Annotated in this window: 20 protein-coding genes and 1 tRNA gene; 18 read left to right on the forward strand and 3 right to left on the reverse strand. The window is 39.2% G+C overall.

Annotated features, from left to right (window positions below; all coding sequences use genetic code 11):
- Window positions 1-30 precede the first annotated feature (30 nt).
- Entirely contained in the window at window positions 31-441 is a 411-nt protein-coding gene (gene mscL / locus PVV65_RS02485; RefSeq protein WP_273789084.1) for a large conductance mechanosensitive channel protein MscL, read from the reverse strand.
- A 1,591-nt stretch (window positions 442-2,032) separates the two neighbouring features.
- On the opposite strand from mscL, the gene PVV65_RS02490 reads away from it, so the two are divergent.
- From PVV65_RS02490 to PVV65_RS02540, 11 genes are all read left to right on the forward strand, one after another.
- Complete coding sequence (locus PVV65_RS02490; protein WP_273789085.1) at window positions 2,033-3,115, forward strand: quinone-dependent dihydroorotate dehydrogenase; 1,083 nt, start codon at window positions 2,033-2,035, stop codon at window positions 3,113-3,115.
- A gap of 152 nt (window positions 3,116-3,267) precedes the next feature.
- Window positions 3,268-3,344: transfer RNA gene (locus PVV65_RS02495), tRNA-His, on the forward strand.
- A 544-nt stretch (window positions 3,345-3,888) separates the two neighbouring features.
- A complete protein-coding gene (locus PVV65_RS02500) occupies window positions 3,889-4,191 on the forward strand; it encodes a hypothetical protein (RefSeq protein WP_273789086.1) in 303 nt (100 codons plus the stop codon).
- A gap of 110 nt (window positions 4,192-4,301) precedes the next feature.
- Window positions 4,302-5,189 (forward strand): hypothetical protein, encoded by an 888-nt coding sequence (locus tag PVV65_RS02505; RefSeq protein ID WP_273789087.1) that lies wholly within the window; start codon window positions 4,302-4,304, stop codon window positions 5,187-5,189.
- A 289-nt stretch (window positions 5,190-5,478) separates the two neighbouring features.
- Complete coding sequence (locus PVV65_RS02510) at window positions 5,479-6,312, forward strand: hypothetical protein (RefSeq protein WP_273789088.1); 834 nt, start codon at window positions 5,479-5,481, stop codon at window positions 6,310-6,312.
- The gene (locus PVV65_RS02515; RefSeq protein ID WP_273789089.1) at window positions 6,305-7,192 is read left to right on the forward strand and encodes a hypothetical protein; all 888 of its coding nucleotides are present in this window, start codon (window positions 6,305-6,307) and stop codon (window positions 7,190-7,192) included. The genes PVV65_RS02510 and PVV65_RS02515 overlap by 8 nt, the downstream gene beginning before the upstream one ends.
- A gap of 2 nt (window positions 7,193-7,194) precedes the next feature.
- Window positions 7,195-8,109, forward strand: a complete 915-nt coding sequence (locus tag PVV65_RS02520) for a hypothetical protein (RefSeq protein WP_273789090.1) — start codon at window positions 7,195-7,197, stop codon at window positions 8,107-8,109.
- Between the two features lie 455 nt (window positions 8,110-8,564).
- Complete coding sequence (locus tag PVV65_RS02525) at window positions 8,565-8,963, forward strand: hypothetical protein (RefSeq protein WP_273789091.1); 399 nt, start codon at window positions 8,565-8,567, stop codon at window positions 8,961-8,963.
- 17 nt (window positions 8,964-8,980) lie between these two features.
- Window positions 8,981-9,484, forward strand: a complete 504-nt coding sequence (locus PVV65_RS02530) for a DUF6622 family protein (protein ID WP_273789092.1) — start codon at window positions 8,981-8,983, stop codon at window positions 9,482-9,484.
- 330 nt (window positions 9,485-9,814) lie between these two features.
- Window positions 9,815-9,952 (forward strand): hypothetical protein, encoded by a 138-nt coding sequence (locus PVV65_RS02535; RefSeq protein ID WP_273789093.1) that lies wholly within the window; start codon window positions 9,815-9,817, stop codon window positions 9,950-9,952.
- A gap of 801 nt (window positions 9,953-10,753) precedes the next feature.
- The gene (locus PVV65_RS02540; RefSeq protein WP_273789094.1) at window positions 10,754-11,005 is read left to right on the forward strand and encodes a hypothetical protein; all 252 of its coding nucleotides are present in this window, start codon (window positions 10,754-10,756) and stop codon (window positions 11,003-11,005) included.
- Window positions 11,006-11,334: 329 nt separating this feature from the next.
- Here the strand turns inward: PVV65_RS02540 and PVV65_RS02545 are convergent, their stop codons facing one another.
- Both PVV65_RS02545 and PVV65_RS02550 read right to left on the reverse strand, forming a co-directional pair.
- Window positions 11,335-12,555 carry an MFS transporter gene (locus PVV65_RS02545; protein ID WP_273789095.1) on the reverse strand — a complete coding sequence of 407 codons (1,221 nt, stop codon included), beginning with the start codon at window positions 12,553-12,555 and terminating at the stop codon, window positions 11,335-11,337.
- The gene (locus tag PVV65_RS02550) at window positions 12,533-13,987 is read right to left on the reverse strand and encodes a coproporphyrinogen-III oxidase family protein (RefSeq protein ID WP_273789096.1); all 1,455 of its coding nucleotides are present in this window, start codon (window positions 13,985-13,987) and stop codon (window positions 12,533-12,535) included. The genes PVV65_RS02545 and PVV65_RS02550 overlap by 23 nt, the downstream gene beginning before the upstream one ends.
- Window positions 13,988-14,809: 822 nt before the next feature.
- Between PVV65_RS02550 and PVV65_RS02555 the strand changes: the two genes are divergently transcribed.
- The 7 genes from PVV65_RS02555 to PVV65_RS02585 all read left to right on the forward strand — a co-directional run bounded on the left by PVV65_RS02555 (window position 14,810) and on the right by PVV65_RS02585 (window position 25,780).
- A complete protein-coding gene (locus tag PVV65_RS02555; protein WP_273789097.1) occupies window positions 14,810-15,256 on the forward strand; it encodes a hypothetical protein in 447 nt (148 codons plus the stop codon).
- A 933-nt stretch (window positions 15,257-16,189) separates the two neighbouring features.
- The gene (locus PVV65_RS02560) at window positions 16,190-16,414 is read left to right on the forward strand and encodes a hypothetical protein (RefSeq protein ID WP_273789098.1); all 225 of its coding nucleotides are present in this window, start codon (window positions 16,190-16,192) and stop codon (window positions 16,412-16,414) included.
- 14 nt (window positions 16,415-16,428) lie between these two features.
- Window positions 16,429-17,565, forward strand: a complete 1,137-nt coding sequence (locus PVV65_RS02565; RefSeq protein ID WP_273754840.1) for an MFS transporter — start codon at window positions 16,429-16,431, stop codon at window positions 17,563-17,565.
- An 802-nt stretch (window positions 17,566-18,367) separates the two neighbouring features.
- Window positions 18,368-18,715 (forward strand): hypothetical protein, encoded by a 348-nt coding sequence (locus PVV65_RS02570; protein WP_273789099.1) that lies wholly within the window; start codon window positions 18,368-18,370, stop codon window positions 18,713-18,715.
- Window positions 18,703-20,046, forward strand: coding sequence for an MATE family efflux transporter (locus tag PVV65_RS02575; protein ID WP_273754839.1), 1,344 nt, complete (start codon window positions 18,703-18,705; stop codon window positions 20,044-20,046). Before PVV65_RS02570 ends, PVV65_RS02575 begins: the two co-directional genes overlap by 13 nt.
- A gap of 639 nt (window positions 20,047-20,685) precedes the next feature.
- A complete protein-coding gene (locus tag PVV65_RS02580; protein ID WP_273789100.1) occupies window positions 20,686-22,554 on the forward strand; it encodes a site-specific DNA-methyltransferase in 1,869 nt (622 codons plus the stop codon).
- A gap of 28 nt (window positions 22,555-22,582) precedes the next feature.
- A complete protein-coding gene (locus tag PVV65_RS02585) occupies window positions 22,583-25,780 on the forward strand; it encodes a DEAD/DEAH box helicase family protein (RefSeq protein WP_273789101.1) in 3,198 nt (1,065 codons plus the stop codon).
- The last annotated feature ends 269 nt before the right edge of the window (window positions 25,781-26,049 follow it).

Genomic DNA, 26,049 nt, shown 5'->3' on the forward strand with positions numbered 1-26,049 from the left:
AATGTTCCATGATATAAATCTTGTATAAATTTACTTTTTCTTAGCTAGAAGGTCTCTAATTTCTGTTAAAAGTTGTTCTTCTGAAGAGTTTTTTTGGGTTTTTTCTCCTTCTTCTTTTCTACGGATTTTATTCATAGCTTTAACGAAGAAAAAAAGAACCCAAGCAATAATGAGAAAATTGATCAATAAAGTTATAAAGTGCCCATAGCTAATAGTTGCTCCCGCTGCTTTGGCGGCACTCAAAGTCGCTTGTTTTTCGCCAGCAAGTTGAATAAACATATTAGAAAAATCAATTCCACCTGTAACAAGCCCAATGATTGGCATAAAAATATCATTGACCACTGAATTGACCAAGCTACCAAAAGCGCCCCCGATAATCACACCAATAGCAAGATCAATCATATTACCTTTTAGGGCAAATTCTTTGAATTCTTTAAGCATTGCGGTTTCCCCTTTATGTAAGTGATATACGGTAATTTACTTACCGCTTTTGATGAAAAAGGAAAGGGCAGATTTTATCTTTAGGATTATACTACAACATTCATATTATTTTCCAATAACTTTATGAAGCTTAATAAAGAGCTCGATGGATTCTATTTGAATATACATATCTCTCATAGAGGAGCTTTTTTGATAAAAACTGTATCTTCTTTCAGGAAGATTCGTGAATGTCAGTATTATATATTGGTGTAAAAAGAGAATTGAGAATAAAAAAATTATATTTCAGCTCTGATGAGAAAATGGATTGATGAAGCGGACATAAAACTTATAGTTTACCTCCTCTTAACTCAGCAAGTGCTAGAGAAATGAGGAGCGTAAGCTTATCTAAAAGCTATTTGTATTTTATTGCATAGGTTGACAATGATCATAATTTTAACAGAAGATAACACATTGATTTATAATGATAAATCATCCATTTTAACTTAAATCATAACGTAGAATATCGTAAGATTTTCTCATTACAGCTCTCTCTCATTGAATCAAATAAAATCACATGCTTGAATGTCATAAACAGGGCTGGTGTGTTGGTAAAAAGCACGAAAGAAATAAATAAAAATGCCTCTTATCAATCATCTCAAGTGCTAAGAGTTGTAGAAACATTTAGAATGAGAAAAATATGTGATAGTGCTGGCTTGTTGTACCATAAATGTAAAGATAGTTGTGCTCTATAAGTTTTATATATTTTATTGGGGCTTTATCGTTATATCCATTCACGGATGCTGTCGTGAAATGGGTTGAAGAGCATTAAGAAATATTTCTTTAAAGAAAGAATGAGAAACCCAATGGCGTTCTGCTTTATATGAAGGGTTTGCCTCCCATTGGAGTCACATTTTATCAGTTTATAGATATGAAAGATATAGGTTTTACAAGATCATTTTCGTTTGCAAAGCGCTAGTACGATAAGTGTGTGTTTAATGATCAACTGTCATTACTTAGACTGTATGTTAGATCAAGCATCTATAGATGAAAAACTGTATTTTGTGCACCAGTAATGGTAACAACGCGGATTCTTCAAAGTTTTATTAATATATTACAAACGGTTGAATACCACGCTGCTAAATGGCGTAACAATGGTATGAATATAAGAATGATTTTACGAACTGTGGACTCTCAATGCTAGGAGAAAAACAGCTTTATGGAGCAACTTTTATTTCTGTTGAAAATGATATTATACAAAGGAGTTTAGGGAATAGAGATCATTTTCTTTATAAAGGGATTATGAGCTTGCTTGTAAGAGATAAGCCATGGTTTGCTGAAGAGCCACTGATGTTTCAATTTATACGTCATACGGGTATTTTGCATTTTATAAGATTTAGGATTTACAAACATATTTAATTACTAACAATTGTGAAAAAAAGAAAAATTTTTCTATTCAGGTTCCGTAAAAATTCGTGTGCAAGCCGATGATGTGATAAGTTTTCTTATGAAAGGGTGGGATATTATTTGAATAATATGCTCTCTTAGCGATCTTTTATGTTAAAAGGTGTATATGAGGTGCGATGGATCATTTTTATGTTGTGGAGAAGGATTGATGAGTTTTTTTCGTTGTATTGGCCGTTCTGCTTTATTTATGTTAGATCCAGAGTATGCGCACCGTTTAGCGATTGTCGGACTGAAGAGTGGATTAAATGGTTGTCAAAAGGTTGTTGATAAGCGATTGTGTGTAAATATTGCAGGGCTTGAGTTTGAAAATTTTATCGGTCTTGCGGCGGGATTTGATAAAAATGCAGAGGTTGTGGATGAAATTTTTCGTTTAGGATTTGCTTTTACTGAAATTGGAACAGTGACACCAAAGCCTCAGATTGGCAATCCTAAACCACGGCTTTTTCGTTTAAAAGAAGATGAAGCAATTATTAATAGAATGGGTTTTAATAATGACGGGCATCAAGTTGTTTACGATAGACTGCAGATATGTCAAAAAACTGGTATTGTAGGGATCAATATTGGAGCCAATAAGAATACGATCAACAAAATTGACGATTATACTGCTGGCATTGCTCATTTTTATGATGTTGCGAATTATTTTACGGTTAATATTTCTTCTCCTAATACACCGGGTTTACGTGATTTACAGGCTCGTGATAGTTTGCATCTTTTGTTGAATGCCATTTCACAAGCGCGAAAGGAGCAAGAGAAAAAGCATGGATTTTCGATTCCACTTTTTTTAAAAATTGCACCAGATTTATCAGAAAAAGAATTGGATGATATTGCTGAAGAAATAAAGCATTCTGATTTTGATGGTCTTGTTGTTTCCAATACGACTCTTTCACGCCAAGGACTTAAAAATAACCTTTTAAGTACTGAAGAGGGGGGACTTTCTGGTCGTCCACTCTTTGAGCTTTCTACTATTGTGCTTGCAAAAATGCGTCAAAAGTTAGGGAAGGACATTGCAATTATTGGTGTTGGTGGTGTAAAGAATGCTGAAACCGCTTTGGAAAAAGTAAAAGCAGGCGCAGATTTGGTACAATTGTATACTGGGATGGTTTATGAGGGACCAAGTCTTGTTGTAAATATTCTCAAAGAAATTTTGCAGTTTATGCAGCAAGATGGTATTGATAACATACAAAGCTATCGTGATCAGAGTGTTGAAGATTGGGTAAAATTTGCCTTGTAAAAATTTCCTTTGTAAAAAACATTTTTTCTTCACAAAAAATTGCGAGATTTTTTTTAAAGGGCTTGCAAACTTTGTTTATCTTCCTTATGTCACATAAGCAGAGAATAAATGTTTACAAAATCGTGAGCAGTTATGATAGACTTGCTTTTTATGCGGTTGTAGCTCAGTTGGTTAGAGCGCTGGTTTGTGGCACCAGAGGTCGTAGGTTCAAATCCCACCAACCGTACCATTTATCTTGTTACAACTTTTCTAATTCTTATTGTTGGCGTTTTGTGAGGCGGTTAAAAGCCGTGCTTGGCGGGCTTTTTTTGCGTGTGAGCCGTCACGGAGCAGAGACCTTGCGCGGATGATTTTTCTCAAATTTTGCTAAAAACGGAATGATACGATCAATAATCGCTTGAAATATAAATGGGTTAACTAAATCTATGATTCTGATTGCAATTGTAACAATAAATATCTCTATCAGTGTATTTATATACTTTTAGTATATTTTGTAAACCAAGAGAATCTTATTTGCCTTTCATTATTATTGTTCATAATATAAACTATTAAGTTTAAATACATAAAATAAGTAAGCATAAATTTACTAAAATATGCCATATTTTTGACATATTATCCTTGACTTTGTAACTCTATATTATAAATATGAACTTGCATGAAAGTGCATTCATATCTCCAGAGATGTTTCGGTGGCTGATTATAGGAAACCGTTCGGGCGCGGGGTATAAGTAACCTTGGGAGGATTTATTTATACACTAAATTGGAGAAAATAAATGGGAAGTTCAAGTGGTTCGCACGATTATTGCAGTGCCGATAATTTTAGTAACAAATATAACTCTGGTTCTGCATTTGGTAGCCAGTATGGTGGTAAGGTTGGCTTTCTGGGTGGTTTTGCCCTAGGAGGATGGTTTACGCATAATTCTGGTTATGCCATGAGCGCAGCAAGCTTTGGGGGAGGTCTAGGCAGTTATTTCGGAGACACCATAGGCGGTTATGTTGGTTATGGTGTGGCTGCTGCCCAGTGTGGCATACAGTCTTTTGGTCGATCTATTGCTCATTCAGGTGTGGGATGTTGATGCACTTTTGATGTAGTTCTTTGGGTTATCTTAAAGCTTAGAATGGTGGTGCTGTAAAAGGTGCCACCTTTATGTTTGGAATATTGCACAGGAGGAGCTATGGACGCGTTTTGTTTAGTGCTCGTTTATTTTTGTCTGTGGTTTGGGGCGTGTATCTATTCTTCAAAACTATTGCTATTAATGGAAAAAGCATGTTATACAGGAGCATGGTTGCATTCATAGTGGCGGCATTGGTTACCCCTCCCCTCATGTATGCCTTTGAGTATATAGTCGGTGTGCCGATAACATCTCCTCCTGTTCCTATAATCATGTTCTTTCTTTCTTTTTGCATTGAATTTATACCCAATATAGTAAACAATATAAAATGCTTTAGTTTGGCCATTATTGCAAGTTGCCTCATTTTTTTCATGGCAGCTGGTTTTATTGTTATGAGTGATGGCGTTCTGTTAGATTTTTTTGATCTGCAGCTTTCGAGCTATATTTATCTGCTTTTCATTATTCCGTTGATGATAGGGGTGGCTCGCTATGTCCTAATTGCTAAAGCTTTGAAGGAAAAATCTATGTCAGTGCTAGATTTAAGCATTTGCATTGGCTGTGGGTTTGCCATAGGTGTCTTTTTTGTGTCATCACTGCTTTTATCAGACCTTCGAGAAATCTATCAACAGATAGGTTTTGCAAACAGGGAGGCAGTAAAAAAAATGTTTGATTATGCAGTGTTTGGTTTCGCTATTCTAACGGGCCAAGTTTTTTTGACATTTTTGATGGTTCTCTTTGTTACTACAAAGAAATATTATTGGTTGGTCCTTGATGTTCTTGCAGAGCTGTTTTTTAGCCTCTTTGTTTCTTATTATGTAGCGTTTGTTCATACAGATGATAACTATGGAATGGTTATAATGTGGATTTGTTTGATGTATGTTGTTTATATGTGCGCGCGTTACATTAAATCAAAGAATGTGAAGCTTAGCGTGATTAACCCGTTTAAAAAGAAAACTGAGTGAGAAGACAGGAGGCTATAGTTCTTTGGTTATCCTAAAGCCTAGAGCTGCCACTCCAATAGGGGCAGTTTCTGGCGCAATAGTAGGCGGGGTCCGTGGAGCAGCCGCGGGTATTGCTAAAGCTGGTTAGGATTGTGTTCGCTCTAAGTGGTGAAATTGTTGTTTGACCTGGCTTTTTTAACAAGGTAAAGGCCTTGCTAAGGGGTACGCTATCAGCCTCTTAGCAGGGAGTTTCTCTCCTGCAATAATATCTTGATATGCTTGGGAGGGCAATGCGCTTTAAGGAAATTATATGTCTGACTTAATTTTTGGAATGTTGCTTAGTTTTGGGATAAGTTCCAGCCCTGGTGTCCTTAAAAACAATGGCTTGTTGGGCGAGCGCGTCATTTTTGGGGGGCTAGCTGGCCTTTCCTGCGCTATCATCTTCGCTTATCCACATAGTGAAAGTAGGCTTCCAGACTTATCTTTGCTTTTGGTATGTTATCTTGGCATGCTTTTAATTCTGCACGAGCACTACTTATATAAATATTTAGTTCTTGGGTTCTGTGGTGCAGTTGCTACCTTGTGTATTGGGGCAGATTTTATATATTTGAGTTCTTTGTTGCCATTGCCTGCTTTGTTTGTTGCTAATAATAGCCAGCAGCAGGGGGTGCATTACATGAGTTTGGTTGCTGCAAGCTATCCCTTTTTTATCCTTTTGATATCAGTTTTAACTGCGGAGATTTTGCGTTTGTGTTTGCTTCGCGTATATAAGCCAGAATTAGCTGCGCGTGAGGTCCTTTATTTCGGGCTGGGCTGGGGTGTTCTAGACTTATGCTATAAGACCCTCCCAGCTCTTTTTCTTTACTTGAATTACCGTGTTGATAGGGCGCCACAAATGGTGGGCTATGTCGCATTTGAATCTTGTTCACAAGCGATCAGCGATCTTATTGCCGCGGGCATGATTGTATTGATGCATGTTGTAAATACGCGCTTTATATATCTTGGTTTCCAAGATAAGCGCAAGGCCTATTTCTATCTGCCTTTTGTAATTCATTTTGCGGTTGGTCTTTTGTCTATGTTTGGCATTTCTTCAGGCTATGCAATATTAATAAATTCTATTTCTGAGGCTTACAATAATGCTTGACAAATTGACATTATCTGTTATCGGCGCCGTTTTTTGTCTGGTGCTGATTATTTTTCCTTTGATGAAGAAAAAAACATTGGTTGAACATTTGGTTTTCTTGCTCGTTGTTTTGTGTCTTGTTTTTCTTTATGTTTATGGCGCTGCGAGTTATTTTCCTTATTATGTTTTGGCGCTTTCGCTTATATTGGGGTACCGCTGGTTACTCTCTTTGGTTAAAGCGTTTAAAGGTACGAAGGCAATTATTGGGTCAAGCGCTGGTTGTTATGTGCTTTTGGTTTTTTTTCTATACGGGTTTATGCGTATGATAGGCAGTTTGATTTTAGATTTTTCTGCTTATAGTACGCCTAATATTGTTTTTGCTGTTAGTCTATTCCCTATAGGCATGGCGATTATGCAGTTTTTTTTGCTCTCTCATTGGGTGGCAGAAGATAATGGCAATGGTGTAGAGGCAGCACTGGGCGTGGGAATGGGGATTTGGGGGGCTGCTATAGGGCTTGCACTGCTTACATCTCTACCAGAAGCTGTGAAAATCCTAAAAGGGGCCTTTAGTCTTGATAGGGACGCCTTACTTTCTTTACTTGAGACGGTAATATATTATGCGTTTATTATAGGCCTGAGTCTTTTATCAACTTTCTTAATGCTTGTGGTTTGCCTTGACAAGAAATGGCGTTTTTTTGTTCTTATCCTGCTTTTACAATGCTTGGCGGCTTGGGCGCGCTTTTCATGGCGGGCAGCTGAGCCAGAACTTCTTGCAATTGGGCATTATACAATCGCTACTATTCTTATGTTTGCTCTTATGCGGCAAATTTATGATTTTGTGCAAGACAGATTATCCATGAAGAAAAATAGCAGTTACGCTGTAGTAAATGAGGGGGCATAATAATGTTGGTTTTATTTATTGCTTCGCTTCTCGCAGGCTTGATTTATGGCGCTGTCATTTATAAATTTTTTCGCTCTACATTTAGTTGGATAAATGTGCTGTTGAGCGGCATAGTTTTTGGGATGATTGTTCTGTTAGTATGGCGTTACTCGGAAACAGAACATAAACTTGATGCCTTACGTTTACTGCAAGTGCTTGGCGTTGTTTTTCTTCTATGTGTGTTTCATCATTTTCTGAAGTTCAAATTGGTTGTCGCTGGTGCTGTGGGATGGTTTGTTGCTACCTGCATTGCTGGCGGGCTTGTTGCTTTTTTGGAGCAATCTGTAGTAAAAACGCTTTATATGATGAGTATTGTTGAAACCAAGAGTCGTGCAGAGCAGGGGCTGGCGCTTGTTTTTTTATTTTTAACATTTACGGTTTTTTTTGTTGTAGCAGAAGAAGCCATGCGTCGTTGGTTAGTTACTAAGTTTTATCGGTGCTCGCCTAGTTTGTTGTGGCGTTTGCCGCTGAATATTGGCATAGGCTGGGGTTTATGCGAATTAGTTTATAAGGCGCTAGGGCCTTTCCTTGTTTATAATGGCTGGATTATTCGATCTAGCTTATTAGCCAGTGAATATGTAATTTTTTATTCCTGGACGCAAGCGATTATTTTTTTGTGTGCTTTAATGAGCGTCATACTCATGCATATTTTCAATACATGCTTGGCGTATCGTAGTGTTGTTACGCGCTCTAAATTTTATGCGTGTGCGCCTTTTTTTGTCCATGCTATTGTTAACTGTTTCGGTGCAACAGTGCTGGTTACAGACAAGGTTTGGTTTAATGTTGGAGGCAGCTTGTTTATTCTACTTTGTGTGATGTTGTTCGTATATTTTGAAAGCAAAAATCCTTTAATACAAAACATAAAATTGCGCGCTTAAGGTGTTGTAGAGTGATGAATAACTTTGCGTACTCTAAGTATGGCTAGAAAGCCTGATACGCGCTTTCTGTTCTGCAAAAAAAATAGAGAAGGCTAGCACCGACGTAACGCGTCCAGTACCAAGAGCGACGTCATTTCTGCACTAATTGGGGAGAGGGTGTACCACTGGCCCCGCGCATATGGGAGCCTGCAAATATGCTATCATAAAACTTTCTAGTGTCCTCCTTTCTATTATCCTCTATGAGACTGAAGCCGGAAATCTGAGGCGGTGGTAACACATTATTGCAAGGAGGATGCACTATGTTAACATAATAATCTCTTTTATTCCGTGGAGTATTTACCTGAGTTATCAATAGAAACATTTTAACTCTGGTCGAACGCTTTCTCATCTTGACTGTGATTTTATTGTCCATTATTGCTGTGAATATTAAAATTGTCCAACAGGGGGAGCCCGTGATGATTACGAACATTCTGACAATTATTGTCCTGTTTGTTAATTATTTCGCTGGATGGTCTACACTTTTACTGAACTACCCCACAGTTTTTTGCGATTTGTCACTTGCTCTGGTTTCATTGATGAGCTTGCTGGTAAAGAAACCCTTTACCATTTTTTATGCGCCTGCTGGTGTTTCTGAAGAAAAACGCAAACATATCCTCTTTTATCTTATCAATAAATATATTACATGGATTTGGGTTATCATCTTTTTTGCTAATGGTCTTCTCGTGGCTTTTTTTGCATGGCCCCCCAAGCTTTTGTGGGGCACTATGGGCTTAATTTGTGCTGGTATGCTTTTTTCTAAATATCTTCCTAACATCATGCAATATTTTTATCGCGTCAAACATCATGGAGCATAAACATTATGGAGCATAATATGTCATTATTGAACATTCTGACCGGAACCCCTTTATGGGTCTGGGGGTTGCTTATTTTTCTCATTGCGTGGGGAATAATCGCATTGAAAGATAGGGAAATGGGGGTTTACCGCCTTTTTCTCTTGCCGGTGGTTTTTCTTTTTTTGGGCGGAAGTGATGTGATTAACAAGCTGGCGTTCCCGCTCTGGGGAGCAATCTCAATGTTAGCGGGGCTGATGATCGGCATTGGCGTTGGCTGGTTGCTCTGGCGTGCCACTCCGCGTTTAAAGATCAAAGAGGGAACGGATTTAATTATTCGGCCTGGTACGCCGTTGACGCTGATATTTATTCTTATCGCTTTTGTCATCAAATTCACATTGATTGTTTTTCTCAATGTTAAACCTGATTTGAAACATGCATTTGATTTTAACCTTCTTTTTGGTCTTTTAAATGGGTTCACTGATGGTGTGTTTTGGGGAGGCACATTAAATTTATATAGAGCATTTCGAAAGAAGCCAAATTAATCCCTATATCATTAGCTGTGGGGCTTCTCATTAGAACTATTTCAATAGAAGCTTATACCTAACAACAACGCTGCAGACAAATGCAGCGTTGCCTCATAGTTTCAGATTCTTGTCCCAGCGCGGAATACGTGACGGAAGTAATATATCTGACTATCCCCCCTTGGGGGCAGAGCAAGCCTAAAGGTTTAGAATGCTATGAGTTTAAGCTTGCTGGACTTTGAGCAGATGGTTTATCGCTCATGGTAAATCATTTTGTTTTACGATTCAAAAAGAGGAGAGTGATAGTCTCATGGGCGTAGGTGAGCCAAAAAAAAACTCTTAAGCTTGGCAATGCGTCAACAGTTTGTAGAACGATGTTGTGGAACCCCTAGCGGTTGCTATGATGGCATGATGCTTTTGTCAAGCATTATGATAGGAGTGGAACCGGTGTTTAAGGGTGTAACTGTGGTCACTGTACGACGTAAGTAGCATTACGTCTGAGTATTTAGGAGCGCCAGACTCCGTACAGGTTGCGCGTACAATATGTGAAGCACGCTTGTGGAATCAGTGTGTCATTGTTGCGTTGTGAACGCAACCCTTTCGCGAGTACTTCATTGGTGAGGCTGTTTTTTGAAGCTGGTTGTAATGATCTGTGTGTTTTTAAAGAGAACGTTAGCGCCGATGGATCGCGTGCAGTACCATTTACCTTTGTGCAACTATTCTCATTTCTTTTTTTCCTTTAAGAACTCCGCACTTCTTGGCCTTTTTTACGTGTGAGTAGTAACAGAACAAAAAGCCTTTCTTTCGTGTTTTTCCTTTTTTTGTTCAAAAAAGCCAAAGCGTCTTAATGAGCATAGATCTTGTCTAAAAAGGTATTTTTTAGATTTATTTATTTTCAATGGAATAGAGAATTTCTGCTTTTGAGTGTGCAAGTGTACCTTATGATGAGACATAAGATGCGAACCCGTAAGGTTGGGTGTGCAGTAGGCTTATAGTCACAACAAGCTTAGGCATATAGTTGGCAGATACCGTCATTATTGAGTTTTTTTCTAGATTGTGTTTGGCTATGCTGCATGTGAGCAATTTTAAAATTACCCATGGTGACATCGTCAAATTGGCGATTCAGTGCTTCAATTTGTCATAAATATGAAAGGCACCAGAATATAGCCATATTTGGGATGGTTTTGTGCCAATTGATAAGCTTATTGATAATGTTTGTAAGTGCCATAATAAAGCACAAAGAGAAATAGAAAATTGCCGTCTTTAATTACGCGAAACAGTACGCCAACTATGGCCGCGAAATTATTGCTCTTGCAAAGCAAGGCAAAAAAAGCAAAATGTCAAAATGTGGTAATGCGAATTGATCTAGCTGATTTGCGTAAGCGAAAAGAGATAAAACAAGCACAAGAAACTTTAAACAATAAAGAGAACAGCTTATACGACACTTTGCATGAAAGTAAATTTGCAGAGGATACAGAAATAAATGAGATAAAAGGAATTGCGACATACAAAAGAAATATTCATAGACATATTTTATACTAAGCGTAACGGAGAAGCACAACGATGAGTATAATAGTGGATGATGGATTAACTGGGGTATAAGTGGGCATTGCTAGGGCGGAGTTTTTAGTTAAGAATTGCGCTCCGTATGCTATAAGCTCTCTGCAGCCTTCATTAGGGGCGTTGAGATCATCGCCCAATCAACGTAAAGGGGCTATTTTGCCTTTAGTGCTTGTTTCACTGCTTCCATAGTGCTCCTTAGCTCTATCAGCCATTATGGTGATAATTTCCTCGTCCAAAGAACAGATCAATTGATTGCGTCATAGGGTATGTGTGCCTTTTCCGACCGTGTCTTTGTTAAAAAGCAGCTGTTATCTCGTGACAGGGTTGGGTGTGTCTATATGATCAGCTTGCCAAAGAAATGGAAGCGTTATCGCGATAGCTACCAATAGGAGTCCAGCGATAAAGGCGGCAGCAAACTGCAATGATATAAAAGAACCAAGGACGCCGACCAAAAAGCTTCCGACCGGCATTCCAGCATAGCCTATCACCCGAAAAGCAGAATTAGCTCGCCCGAGAAGTTGCTTTGGTGTGAGACGCTGCCTGAAGGCGGTAACACCAATAAACCATAAGCTTGCTCCAACGCCAGCGATAAAGGTAACGCCCCATACGACGAGAACACTTTTTGAAAAGGCAGGAATCAGCAGCAAGGCAACCGTTCCTAAGCTGTCAGTGAGAACAGCTAGGCGTACCGGTGCATAGCGTATACGCGGCGCAAAGAGGGCACCTGCCATTGTACCAAGCGCGTAGGCTGCAAACATCACGCCATATTGGCTGCTATGTAGGCCCAAATACCGACCGTCGGTAATGAAGAAGATGAACGAGGTTAGGAATGCTCCAAATACTACCGATAGAAAGAATGTGAGTAATGTAAGGGAGCTGATATGCCGATTTGAAAAAATGAAACGAAAGCCGGCAATGATATAACGGAAAGAGATGTTTTCTTTATCAAGTGCTGGCGATGTCGGAACAGCACGGCGAGCGGTAAAAATCAACGTGATAAAAAGCACGATTAACAGGCCGAAAAATAGCAATGTGCTATGCGCTAAAATACTACTTGTTATGATTGGGGCAAGAAAATAGGAGACACCGAAATCTAAAAACAAGACAATTGAGTAGAAGGTCATCAATCGTTCTCCTTCCATGATAAGTGGTGGAATTGTCATGATGTAAGCTTCGGCAGAAACGACGATGAATCCAGCAATGGTTGCATAGAAGAAAATTTGTTCGGCTGGAGCAATCTGTATCATAAGCAGTACGAACAGGATAATATGCAGTAGCATGAAGATGAGGAGAGCCGAGGTGGCAAGTTTTATTTTGTCGCAGCGATCAAGTAAAACGCCTGCAAGGATGCCGAAAATTGGCCACGCTAATGAGAAGAGGCCTTGCGCCCAACTTACTCCGACTACGCCATATCCAGATTGTCTTGCTAATAGCGGGATGGCAGTGCGCAAAGCACCGCTGAGTAAGGCGAGTAGACTAACGGTTAGGCAAAAATAGCGTATGTTCCTATTGGCAAAAAGCGTGAACATTCTTTTCTCCTTGAGATGCCACACAGGTTTCCGCTGGTCCATCAAGTACGGCGGTTGTATTCAGCATGTTTGCGACATAGCCGTCCAAGATATTCCTATCTGCTTGAGGTAGAAGAAAATACATGAGGTTGGAATACCATTGCCAACCAAGCTGAGTCAGCTGGAGATCGTTATCACTTTCTGCGATGAGACCTGCGTCTATGAGCTGTTGTAGGTTATTGTATACAAAAGAGGGGAGTGCGGTCCAGTCAATTCTTTCTTTGTTGGCATAGCCGTTATAAGGTAGCCGCATACACAAAGCCTTGGAGGCTTGTTGCTCCGCTGATACCCAATTGTAGTATAGTTTGGATTTGCCTTTAAGTTGTATGTCGGTAATGTATCCGCTTCGACTGGGATTGGCTCGTGTGACGAGTGAGCCGAGAATCGACATTGCTGACGCCCCGAAGCCAACCACATAATCGTCATGATAACCATGCAAATATTTGTGATAGCGGAAATAATTAGCTGAACTCGTTTTAGCGAGCGTTAGAGGAGTGTTATTGGCAATTTTGATATAGGAATGCCCATTACACGGCGCATAGCCGCAGCTGCGCATAACGATGTCGCTAAATAAGCGAAGCATCTGTCTATGTTGTAGGCTGGATGGCTTTAGCCCTTTTTGTGCGTAAGACTTATGCAGTTGCGACGTGATAGCCAGATTGTTGATTGCATAGAGGTTGATGGTTTCAGGGTGAAGCTCGCTGGCTTGCTTCAAATCGTATAATAGTTCTTCGGCTCGCTGGCTGTGCATACCATATAGTATGTCGAAACCGACATGTCCAATTATCTCTTGTGACCAAGCCACGGTATTTTTGATTTGTTCACGTGTTGAGGTGAGGTTAAACAATGATCGGAAACGCTCAATGAAACTCTGTACACCGAAGCTGATCCGGTTAACGCCGATCTCACGGGCAGCATAAAGTTTATCACGTGTGACGCTTTTCGGTTCGCTTTCCAGTGTAAACTCGGCTAAGGAAGAGAGCTCAAATTCGTCATGCAATACTTTTCCGATGTGTCGGATATTATCTGCGGACAAGAGCGAGGATGTGCCGCCCCCTATATAGATGCTACGGATGGGACCTCTAAGCGAGCGAATGAAACTTCCTTTGGTTCTGATCTCTGTAGTAAGCGCGGACATATAAGCTTCGATTTGCTTAACGTGCTTGTAGGCTCCTTTCTGAAAGGGACAGAAGGAACAGATGGTTGTGCAAAAGGGAATATGCAAATAAAGAGAAATGGTATGCGCTTGTGGAATCTGCTTACTTTGCGCTGGTTTATTAAAATCTAGATAATCGTAAAATTTATTTGAAAGAGTGCGAAATAGCGGATATGTGAAGTTGTAAATCGGCTTGAGTTGATTGAACTTCACAAAAGGATGATTCACGAATTGCATAGCTTACCCCCCCCCTCAATTTCTTAACTCGCAATATATTATTGATGGATGACGGGTAATCCAATTGCCCGAGTGTCTTACCAAAGAATATCACGTAAAATAATGAATCCTCCTTTTGTAGAAGTTATATGTATTACACATATAACTTAATTATATGAACGGGCTAGCTTGTTTAAGAGGCAATGTAAAGATAAAAAAATGTCTCTTTATAAAAGAACGTTCCCTTGCAATCTTATGATCTGATATTGTAAGTGGTATCCTGTTTTACGTGGTCGGGCTATGAATGCCTAGAGCGAGAAAAAGCAGGGTCTTTTAATGGATGTACGGGGCATTATTGTTATGTTGATGAGACTTGGGATTTGCGTCTGATCATGAAATATCATTAGCGCAAAAAGATGGTTTTAAAAGTAGAGATATCTTTTTAATATTCCTGTAAAACTTCGAGAAGAGATAGAATTATCTATTAGAAAACATATAAATGTCCAGTGTGATAATATTATCGTATTACATGACATTATCGCTCTTGCCTGCCATTTTGACATATTGCCTAAAATCTCATTGAGATTGTGTCATGTACTGGCAAACGAGGATAGATCGCGTTTTGGTATGACTGCGGTGGAGTTAAATGCCGCATTATCTTAGCTAGTCCAATAGGAAGAGGCTTAATGGGGTGCATTTGCATGTGGGCTCTAATTCAAATTCGACTGAGTTAAGAGTATCCACTTTAACTAAGGCTGGAAAGGATATTTACGCATTGAAGGATCAGATAAGTTTTATCAGTCTAGGCGGGGATATCTGACTTCCACAGCGTTCTGCAATGCCGTGAGGGTCAATGACGAATACCCTCGTAAAGTTTATGAGGCGTTGTCACAATTGCGTTGTGATTTACATAAGCTTACGGTAATTATTGAACCTAGGCGTGTTATATCTGAAGATTATGGTTATTTATTTTCAAATATGAGCTCTATAAAAGAGCGGAAGGGTACGGACTTAATAACAATCTTGGCTCTGGGGACGTGTGCTCGATCTGCACAGTATCACGAGAATAGAGTGCCGCAAATTTTGTCTTTTCGAGATATGAGCGGTGAATTGAGTTTAACGGATGCCGTTGGTTCAAATTGTTATGAGCATAGTATTCTTGTAAGAAATATGTCTATCCCATTAGATTTATCCTTAAATGACAAATTTATGCTGCCGGCATGTGGGAGCTATGATATAATGAATGCGTCAGATTGGATTCGAACGCGGTCTCAAATTATCATTTTTTGAAGAAAATGACGATTCGTATGGCGCTTATCGCTTTGCTTATTAGGTATTGTGCTTTGTTGGAGCATGTCTAGTCATAAAGTGCTTTCTGGTTGATGGTGAATCTTTAGTTGCGAGTGGATAGCTTGGTAGGTGGTTATTCCAAAGCGTGGTCATTTTAGGGAGACTGCGATAGTTGCTGTCGAATAAAGGAGATTTTCTGCAGTTGTATAAAACCTAGTGCGGTGCAAAATGTTCGTGCTTATTTGCAAAACATATTTAATTTGATTCGTCGATCTTTTGTACGAGTAGAAAGTGAGCACCGATGTATCATGTGCAGTACTATTTTCATTTTTACAACTGTTCTCATTCTCATTTCTCTTGTTTTTTGCTTAAGAAACCTGTGCTTCTCGGACCTTTTTGCGTATGAATGATAATAGAGCAAAGACCTTTCTTTCGTGATTTTTTTGCTCAAAAGAGCCGAACTATCTCAATGAGAAGAATTCTTATCTAAAAAGATCTTTTCTCGATTTATTATTTATTTTCAATTGGATAAAATTGTCCAGTTTTACGTTAGTAAACACATTCTATGGGTAGCATGTATATATTGTCCAATGGCATTTCTGTAAACATTGATTCTAATTTGTCATTAAATGACGATGCCTTAGTAACTCATAAAGATCGTCAGCTAAAATCACAAGCTTTATGGAAAAATTTCATATCCACCGCCAAAGATCTCTTTGGGCTATCCGTTGAAGGAGAAGTGTACGTTCTCTCCAGTTAAAAGACGGCGTTTGATATTCAGATCATTTCGAACTGCATCTTGATTTTGAAGTGATTGCGTTGTACAAAATCTCCAAACAGGATGACGAGTTCCTCGTTTATTTTTTATGTTTTTCAACAGTTCTTTATTGCCAAGAATTTGTTTTTTTTGGGGGGGGGGCAGCGTATCAAGTCTTGTACCAAGAAATTTTCCAAAAAATTTTATTAAAAATAATGCAAATGGATGTGCAAGATGAACAAATACTTGCTGAGGATATTTTATCAACGATTGTAACTGCTTGTGGGCATCATATTGTACAAAAAATGCTCAATGACATAAATAGTCATTCAGGTCGTTACAGGGCGCCTATTTTTTCAGTGAAGGGACAAAAAAGGGTTGTTGATTACCATAATTCTTAGGTCAGAAGGTTGCCATGTTTAAAATTCTTTTTATCTCGCTGGCTATGTTTGCATTAGGTTTGGATGCTTATGTTGTTGCCGGTCTTCTTCCCAAAATTGCCGTCAGCTTTGATTTGAGTGAAGCCGCGGTAGGGCAAGCTGTGACAATTTTTACATTCTGTTACGCGCTTTCTGCCCCTTTTTTTACTCTGCTTTTTGCAATGAAAGAGGCAAGAAAAACTCTGCTTTATGCACTGTTCGTTTTCCTTGTTGCTAATGGTGTAAGCGCGTGTTCTGTCAACTATCCGATGCTGCTTGTCTCTCGTGCTATTGCTGGCTTTGGGGCTGGTTTGTTTTCTCCTATAGCTATGGTCGCTGCTACGCATCTCGTATGTGCTGAGAAGAAAGGGCGCGCATTAGGCATGACACTTGGTGGTATGAGTTGTGGGACAGTGTTAGGCGTGCCGCTTGGTTTGCTGATTAGCGATTATTTTAGCTGGCGTTCCAGCTTTGGGTTGGTGGTTTTATTTTCAATGATAGCTTTTGCTGGGCTTTGGCGGGGGTTGCCACGGCTTGCAATTGCTGCGCCAGCGTCTGTAAAAGAGAGAATACGGGTCTTAGCAGATAAAAGAGTTTTTATTACAGTTTTTATTACTCTTCTAACAGCGGTTGCGAGCTTAGGCGCATATACTTATATGATCCCTATTATTGCAAGATCTGTTCCTAATCTCGACATGGTTGCTGCTTTTTGGGTTTGGGGTGCGGGTGGCGTTATTGGGAGTTTTTCTATCGGTTATTTAATTGATAAAACGAAAGGTACACCTTTGTTATTATTAGCGCTTCTTTCACTCATGGCCATGGCGATTTTTTCGTTGTATTTCGCGCAATATTTGCACAGCATTTTATTTTTCCCGTTGTTTGTTTGGGGGATGACAGGGTGGGCTTCTTTGGCACCGCAACAGCATAGTTTGTTATCCTATCAACCACAACATAGTAATGCTGTATTAGCGCTTAATGGTTCTTGTAATTATCTTGGAAGTGCATTAGGCGCCTTACTGGGGGGGGTGGTTGGATCGTTTTTATCGTACAGCTATATACCTTTATTCGCTACCCTTATTCTTATTGTGGCTTTTTTACTAAAGATTATGTTAACAAGGTGCCTAGAGTTATGAGCCGCGGTGATGCTAAGCGTGTCTCGCTGTTTAGCTGTAATGGCTGACCAATTTAAGCGGCGCTTGGCGGGCCTTCAAAGTTAGCAGTGATCTCAGGGCGGTTTGCAGCACTTTCTGAGAACATTAATATTTCCTGTTGGTTTGCGCGCATTTTACTTCTGAAAAAATGAGAACGTTCGAACCGATGTAACGCATGCAGTACCATTTAGCTTTGTGCAACTATTCTCATTTCTCTTGTTTTTTCCTTAAGGAACCTGTGCTTCTCGGACTTTTTTTGCATATGAATGATAATAGAGCAAAGACCTTTCTTTCGTGATTTTTTGCTCAAAAGAGTCGAATTGTCTCAATGAGCAGAGTTCTTATCTAAAAAGGTCTTTTCTCGATTTATTATTTATTTTCAATGGGATAAAATTGTCCAGTTTTGCGTTACTAAACACATTCTATGGGTAGCATATTATGCTGTCCAATGGCATTTCTGTAGACATTGATTCTAATTTATCATTAAATGACGATGCTTTAGTAACTCATAATGCTCGTCAGCTAAAATCATAAGCTTTATGGAAAAATTTCATGTCCACCGCCACAGATCTCTTTGGGCTATTCGTTGAAGGAGGGGTATATGCTCTCTCCAGTTAAAAGACGGCGTTTGATATTCAGATCATTTCGAACTGCATCTTGATTTTGAAGTGATTGCGTTGTACAAAATCTCCAAACAGGATGACGAGTTTCTCGTTTATTTTTTATGTTTTTCAACAGTTCTTTATTGCCAAGAATTCGTTTTTAGGGGGGAGCATATCAAGTCTTGTACCAAGAAATTTTCCCCCAAATTTTATTGAAAATACTGCAAATGGATGTGCAAGATGAACAAATACTTGCTGAGGATATTTTATCAACGATTGTAGCTGTTTTGGCGCGTAATGTTGTACAAAAAAACGCATGGCATGAAGTCCAAAAAATCAATAAAGGCGCATTGCGTTTCTCCTTTAAGAACTGGGCATCTCCTCTTAGCTTAATGAGTTCTCATTATGCATCCTTTAGGCAAAACTTGCGATGGAAAGACTTTACGAAAAAAATCAATGTGTTTTGTTTAAAATATCTGAGCTTAATATGCCCTTCAATATGGAGGGGTGTTTCACAATGTTTGTTGTGATGAAGAAATTGCTCTCTCTTGGTATGCCAATGGCTATAGGGTTTATCTCTCAAATGATGATTTCTTTCACAGATGCAGCACTTGTGGCGCATTTAGGCGTTCAAGCCTTGAGTGGTACAATGTTGGCTCTGAGTATGTTTAGTTTTGTTATGTTGTTGGGGCTGGGAATTATTACCGCGGTTGCACCAAAACTTGCGGAAAGTTTTCGCAGACAAGATAGATATGCACTGAAGGCATGGTTTGATCAAGGAATATGGCTTTCCCTTTTGATTGGAATGATGAGTGTAATCATTTTATTCAATACGAGGAATATTTTATGTCTTCTTGGCCAAGATGAGGCAATTGCCAATATAGCGCAGGAATATAATAGTGGCGCTGCTATAGGGGTGGTGTTTTTTTATCTTTATGTCAATAGCCGTGGATTACTGTCAGCAATTGGTAATCCCAAGCCCTTAACTTGGATTATGCTTGCAGCTATCCCTATAAATTTTCTCATCTCTTGGCTGCTTATTTTTGGTATAGGTCCTGCAAGCGGATTTGGTGTCTTTGGTGCTGGAATTGCAAGTAGTTTGATCCGTATTTTGATTGTTATGGCAGTAGCAATAATTCTGTCCCGCAATTCTACTTTTAGTTCCTTTCACTTTAATTATTTAAGACCAAAGTTAGAAATTGCACGAATAATACAATTACTGTTCATAGGACTTCCCATTGGTATCCGTATTCTTATTGCGGAAGGCTTTCCTTCTGTCATTGCCTTCATGATTACAGCTTTTGGGGTCGAATCTTTGGCTGCGCATACGATTGGAATGCGTATCGATATGCTGATTTCTGTGGTCGCTTTGGGGATTTCCAGTGCAGCTACGACCATAGCAGCGTGGTATCAAGCTGATCGGAATCATATGGCTCTAAAACAGTTGCGTATGAGTATCACAGTTTTTGCTGTCTCTTATGTTTTGTTTTTATCAGGGTTTGTTTATTTCTCTTATGAATTCATTCTTACAACCATTTTTGATATTTCTTCACTCCACGTTGTTATTCTCTCTTGGGAGTTGCTTCCGTTTGTCTTATTGTCTTTTGCTTTTGGCATTTTAGGGGCTATGCTCAATGGCATACTTGTGGGTTTGCTTGATACGTTTTGGTCAACCATTGTTGTCACAATAAGCTATTGGGGGCTAGGCTTATTTGGGGGCGCGCTCATGGCACATTTTTTTGAATATGGCTTTATGGGTTATTGGTTTGGCATGATTGGCGCAAGCTTAATCGTTTCTGTCTTTAATTATATGCGCGTGGGTTATTTAATAAAACGCAATCCTCTGTTTGGTACGGGGTGAGTGTTATAAAGTGCTGTAAGCACTAGAGGTGAAGGCTAACCACTCACCGTCCATAGAGGCTATTTCCTTCTGTGGAGATAACAAGAGAGGTTATAAAACTTGCTTAATCTTGAAAAGAAGTACCTTTGATTGAGCCTCAATATGATCTGTTGAGTTTTGAAAATAATATGCGTTATGGTGACATCGTCAAATTGGCGATTCAGTGCTTTTATTTGTTAGAAATGTGAAAGGAACCAGAATATAGCCATATTTGGGATGGGCTTGTGCCAATTGATAAGCTTATTGATAATGTTTGTAAGTGCCATAATAACGCACAAGAAGAAAGAGAAAATCGCCGTCTTTAATTATGCGAAACAGCGCGCCAATTTAGAGCGCGAAATTATTGCTCTTGCAAAGCAAGGCAAAAAAAGCAAAATGTCAAAATGTGGTAATGCGAATTGATCTAGCTGATTTGCGTAAGCGAAAAGAGATAAAACAAGCACAAGAAACTTTGAAAGATAAAGAGAACAGCTTATACGATACTTTGCATGAAAGTAAATTTGCAGAGGATACAAAATAAATGAGATAAAAGGAATTGCGACATACAAAAGAAATATTCATAGACATATTTTATACTAAGCGTAACGGAGAAGCGCAAAGATGAGTATAATAGCGGGTGAAGATAAAATAGAGGGCATGAGTCAGAGCCCAGTTAATCCAGATATAGAAAAGTTAAAAGCAGCCTTTCCGCAATGTTTTGCTGAGGGAAAGTTGGATATAGACCTGCTTCTTAATCTATGCGGAGAATATATCGATAATGATTTTGAGAAATTTAAATTTGAATGGAAGGGTAAAGGAGCGAGTTTAAAGCTTGCGCAAAAGCCTTCACTTGGGACATTGCGTCCGAAGCGCGAGGAGAGCGTAAACTTTGATAATACGCATAATCTTTATATTAAGGGCGATAATCTTGAAGTGTTAAAACTTATCCAGCGGTCTTATTTTGGCCAAGTGAAGATGATCTATATAGATCCGCCCTATAATACGGGGAATGATTTTATCTATTGTGATGATTTTAAAGACCCGTTAGCGCGCTATAAGGAAGTGACGAGCCAAACGACAAAATCGAACCCTGAGACAATGGGGCGGTTTCACACTGCGTGGCTCAATATGATCTATCCGCGCTTGCGTTTGGCACAGACTTTATTGCGTGACGATGGGGTGGTTTTTATCTCAATAGATGATCATGAAGTGCATAATTTGCGCAAAGTATGTGATGAAGTGTTTGGCGAAGAGAATTTTGTTGCGCAGCTGGTGTGGAGGAAACGCACTGGTGCTAATGATGCGCAAAACAATGTAAGTACAGACCATGATTACATTTTGTGTTATAGTTGCAGGCACACTGTTTTTAGTGGAGTACAAAAGAGTTTTGCAAATTATACCAACCCCGATAATGACCCGCGCGGGCCTTGGATGGCTGATAATTTGACATGCAATAAAACAGCATCAGAGCGGCCAAATCTTAATTACCCGATTACTGATCCACAAACGGGTGTAGTTTACCAGTGTAATCCCAATCGTGTATGGGCTTATGAAAAAGGACGAATGGCAAACATCATCAAAGAAGGCAAGGTGATCTTCCCAAAAAACGGACAAGGTACGCCTACTTATAAACGTCATAAAACAGAAGTTAAATCTCAAACTAAACCATTTAGTACAATGCTTGAAGCAGATATGAATTTTATAGCGACCAAACAATTACGAGAACTTTTAGGCGGCCAATTTTTTGATCATCCCAAGGGTGTGAGTCTTGTAAAGCAATTGATTGAACAGACGACCAGTGACAACGACATCATTTTCGATTTTTTTGCTGGTTCTAGTACAACGGCGCATGCAGTGATGGCTTTGAATGCCGAAGATGGTGGTAATCGCAAATTCATTATGGTGCAATTGCCTGAATTGTGTGATGAGAAGAGTGAAGCTTACAAGGCAGGTTATAAGAATATATGCGACATAGGAATTGAACGTATTCGTCGCGCTGGTGCACAAATCAAGCAAAAGCATGAAGCAGAACTCATACGTGAGCAGCCTCTAGACACTGGATTTCGTGTGCTAGAGCTCGATAGTTCTAACTTTCCCATATGGGACGATAGTCCGATTGATCCGAATGCACTTGATATTAAAGAACAATTGCAAATACGCTTTGATCATATTCTGCGAGGGGTAAATCCCGAACGCTCTCATCAAGATATTATTTTCGAGATCATGCTTAAATATGGTTGGCCACTGGATTTAAAAATTTATCCTTTAGCAATCAATGGAAAGAGATTTTATTATATAGGCAAGAGCGAAGGCGATGTCTTGGTGATTATAGCCATAGATCCGCCTTTTGAACCTGAAGATGCAGAGGAGATGATAAAGTACTTGCCCGTAAAAATCGTAGCGCTTGATGCGGCTTTTGAAGGTGATGAGGCGCTTATTAATTGCGACTTTATCTTTAAAGACAATGAAGTAAGTTTTGATAAAATTTAAACTATAGAAAGACGATTGGGGCGTCTATATGAAACTTAAATTTAAACAACAAGAATTTCAAAATTATGTGGTTAAAAGCGTCATTGATTTATTTAAAGGACAACCGCAAAGAGCTTCTTCTTTTTCCTTGCGTTTAGAACAAGGACAATTAGCGTTAAATGAATTTGGTTATGGTAATCAATTATTGATTAGTGATGAAAGCATATTAGCAAATTTACGAGAGGTGCAACAGAACAATAAACTCTTGGCGAGTAAGACGCTAGAGCAAAAGCAATTTTCTATTGAGATGGAAACGGGGACAGGCAAAACCTATGTCTATAGCAAGACGATTTTTGAGTTAAATCAACGCTATGGCTTTACCAAATTTATTATTGTCGTACCAAGTGTTGCTATTCGTGAAGGGGTCTATAAATCACTGCAGGTAACGAGGGAGCATTTTCAAGCAGAGTTTGATAATCTGCCCTATCGTTATTTTATTTATAATTCAAAAGATCTTTCGCAAATTCGCCAATTTGCAAACTCGACCAATATTGAAATTATGATTATCAATATTGATGCATTTAAAAAAGCAGAAAATATTATCAATCTTCCGCAGGATAAATTGAATGGCGAAAGTGCTATGCGCTATATCCAAGACACAAATCCGATTGTGATCATAGATGAACCGCAATCGGTGGATAATACAGTAAAAGCGAAGGAGGCTATTGCGAGCCTTAACCCGCTTTGTGTTTTCCGCTATAGTGCCACGCATAAAGAGGAGATTAATCTTTTATATCGTCTAACACCTGTTGATGCTTATAAAAAAGGATTGGTGAAGCAAATTTGTGTCTCTTCTAATCAGATAGAGAAAGATTTTAATCGTCCCTATATTGCCTTGAAAGGCGTATCACACGAACATGGTTTTAAGGCGCGCTTAGAGTTGGATGTTGCGGGAAAGAATGGCACTGTTAGCCGCAAAATGGTTACAGTGAGGCAAGGAGATGATCTGTATCGCGTTACGGGTGGGCGTGAGCTTTATAGGGGTTATATTGTTTCGGGTATCAATTGCATGGCGGGGGATGAAGCCGTTGAGTTTTCTGATACTGAAATTGTTAAATTTGGCCATCCGCTTGGTGATGTGAATACAATAGAGCTTAGACGCGCGCAAATTTATCGCACTATAGAAACACATTTAGATAAGGAATTGCGGCTTGTGCCGTTAGGGATCAAAGTTTTATCGTTGTTTTTTATTGATGAGGTAGCTAAATATCGTAGCAATGATGAAGAGCCAGCGCTTTATGAGTGTATGTTTGAAGAATGTTATGAAGAGCTGTTGGCGAAAGAGAAGTATGCACCATTGCGAACTAAGTTTGCGCAAAATGTTCGAAACGTGCACGGCGGTTATTTCTCGCAAGACAAGAAGGGTGTGTATAAGGATACAAAAGGCGACAGCCAAGTCGATGATGACACTTATAACACGATTATGCGTGATAAGGAGTGGTTATTATCTTTTGCATGTCCCTTACGTTTTATCTTTTCGCATTCGGCATTGAGAGAAGGCTGGGATAATCCGAATGTGTTTCAAGTTTGCATGTTAATTGAGCAAAAATCGAATTTTACCACACGGCAAAAGATTGGTCGCGGTTTGCGCTTGTGCGTAAACCAACAAGGTGAGCAGGTGGAAGATAAAGATATAAATGTGCTGCATGTTATGGTGAATGAAAGCTTTTCTGAGTTTGTGAGTACATTGCAAAAAGAATTAGAGGCGGATATTGGTTATAAACTTGGTACATTGCAGATGGAGCAGTTGGTTGGCTGTATTTATGAAGATGTGAAATATGTGGTCGCTAAAGTGGAAGTGCCTCAAGCACAAAAAATTGTTAAAATGCTTGTTGCAAAAGATTTGATTGATGAGGCGGGTGTCGTTAAAGTAGACCAAGATTTAGTGGCGAATGAATTTGAAGTTATAGGAACGTCGGAAATACCACGCGAGTTACGTCAAGAAATTATGAAAAAAATTGATGCGGGCACACTTATTAATGTTGAGACGCTGCAAGATCTGACTTATACGACAGTGATGACGGAAACAAAGACTCTGTCTTCGCAAGAGGCTGCTGATATATTAGTTGAGTTGCGTGAAAAAGCCTTGCTTACATCAGCAGGGAAAATCACAGATACATTAAAAATGCAATGGGCAGCTGGGACGTTGGATTTAAGTGAACGTTTTAGTAAAGGGCAAAAGCAAGCTGTGCTGCAGGCGCTAGAAGCGAGCCAAGCCATGCCGATTATTCGTAATGCTACGCGCGAGGTGCGGGTTAAGCTTAAAAAACAAACAGTCGCTTCGCCTGAGTTTCTGGCATTATGGGAGAAGATCAATAAAAAGACCACTTATCGTGCAAAGCTTGATTGCACAGAGTTTGTCGTCAAAGCAGTGGATGCAGTGGAAAAAATGCCGCCAGTTGCGCCTGCGCATTTGGTTTATCAGACAGCAGAGATAGAACTGGATAGTACTGGTGTGACCTATGAAGAGAAGTTATTAAAGCAGAGTACACTTGATTATAGTTCGTGTGCACTGCCGAACATTGTAAATTATTTGACCTTAAAGCTGAAATTAACTGCAAAGACGATTATTAGTATTTTGATAAAGAGTGGTCGTGAGCATGAGTTTGTGAAAAATCCACAAGCTTTTTTAGAGCGTATAGAAGAAATACTCAATAAAACCCATGTTAATTTGACAATTGATGGCATTAAATATTTAAAGCTGGTAGGGCAAGAATATAGTGTGCAAGAGTTTTTTACCAGCGAAGAGCTTGTGGCAAATTTAGAGCGCACAGCTGTTGTGAGTGAGAAAAGTGTGTATGATCATGTAGTTTATGAAAGCAGTGTGGAGAAAGAGTTTGCACAAAGTCTTGAAAATGATCCTGAAGTCAGATTGTTTTTTAAATTGCCAAGAAGTTTTAAAATAGCCACTCCCATTGGTTCTTATACGCCTGATTGGGCGGTCTTTTTAGAGCGGGATGGCGAACAGAAGCTTTACTTTGTGCTGGAGACAAAAGGGGCAAACAGCGAGTTTGATTTGCGCCTTAAAGAAATGCTGAAGATTAAATGTGGCAAAGCGCATTTTGATGCACTGCAAACGAGCGTTGTGTTTAATAACCAGCCGGTGACAAATTGGCGTGAATATAAGCGTACTTTTCCCGAAGCGGGGCATGAATTTCCAAGTGCTATGGCGGTTGTTGCAAAGTGATTGGTACATGAAATACTTAAAAAAAGACGCAGGCGAAGAGCAAAGCTTTTTATATCAAAATAATACATTGACAAAAAAAATTAGCTATAAAGTAGCTGTAATGTGTACTTCATGTTATTTAATTGCTTTCATTATGATTGATGCGTGAAATACTTAGCTTAAGCGTGGGGAGGAGAGTAAAACTTTTTACATCAAAATAACAAATTGACAAAAGGTAGCTATAAAGTAGCTACAGTATGTGCTTCATGTTAAATCTCATTATTTTCATT

This window comes from Bartonella sp. ML70XJBT (genome assembly GCF_028618425.1).
In the GTDB taxonomy this organism is placed as follows: domain Bacteria; phylum Pseudomonadota; class Alphaproteobacteria; order Rhizobiales; family Rhizobiaceae; genus Bartonella.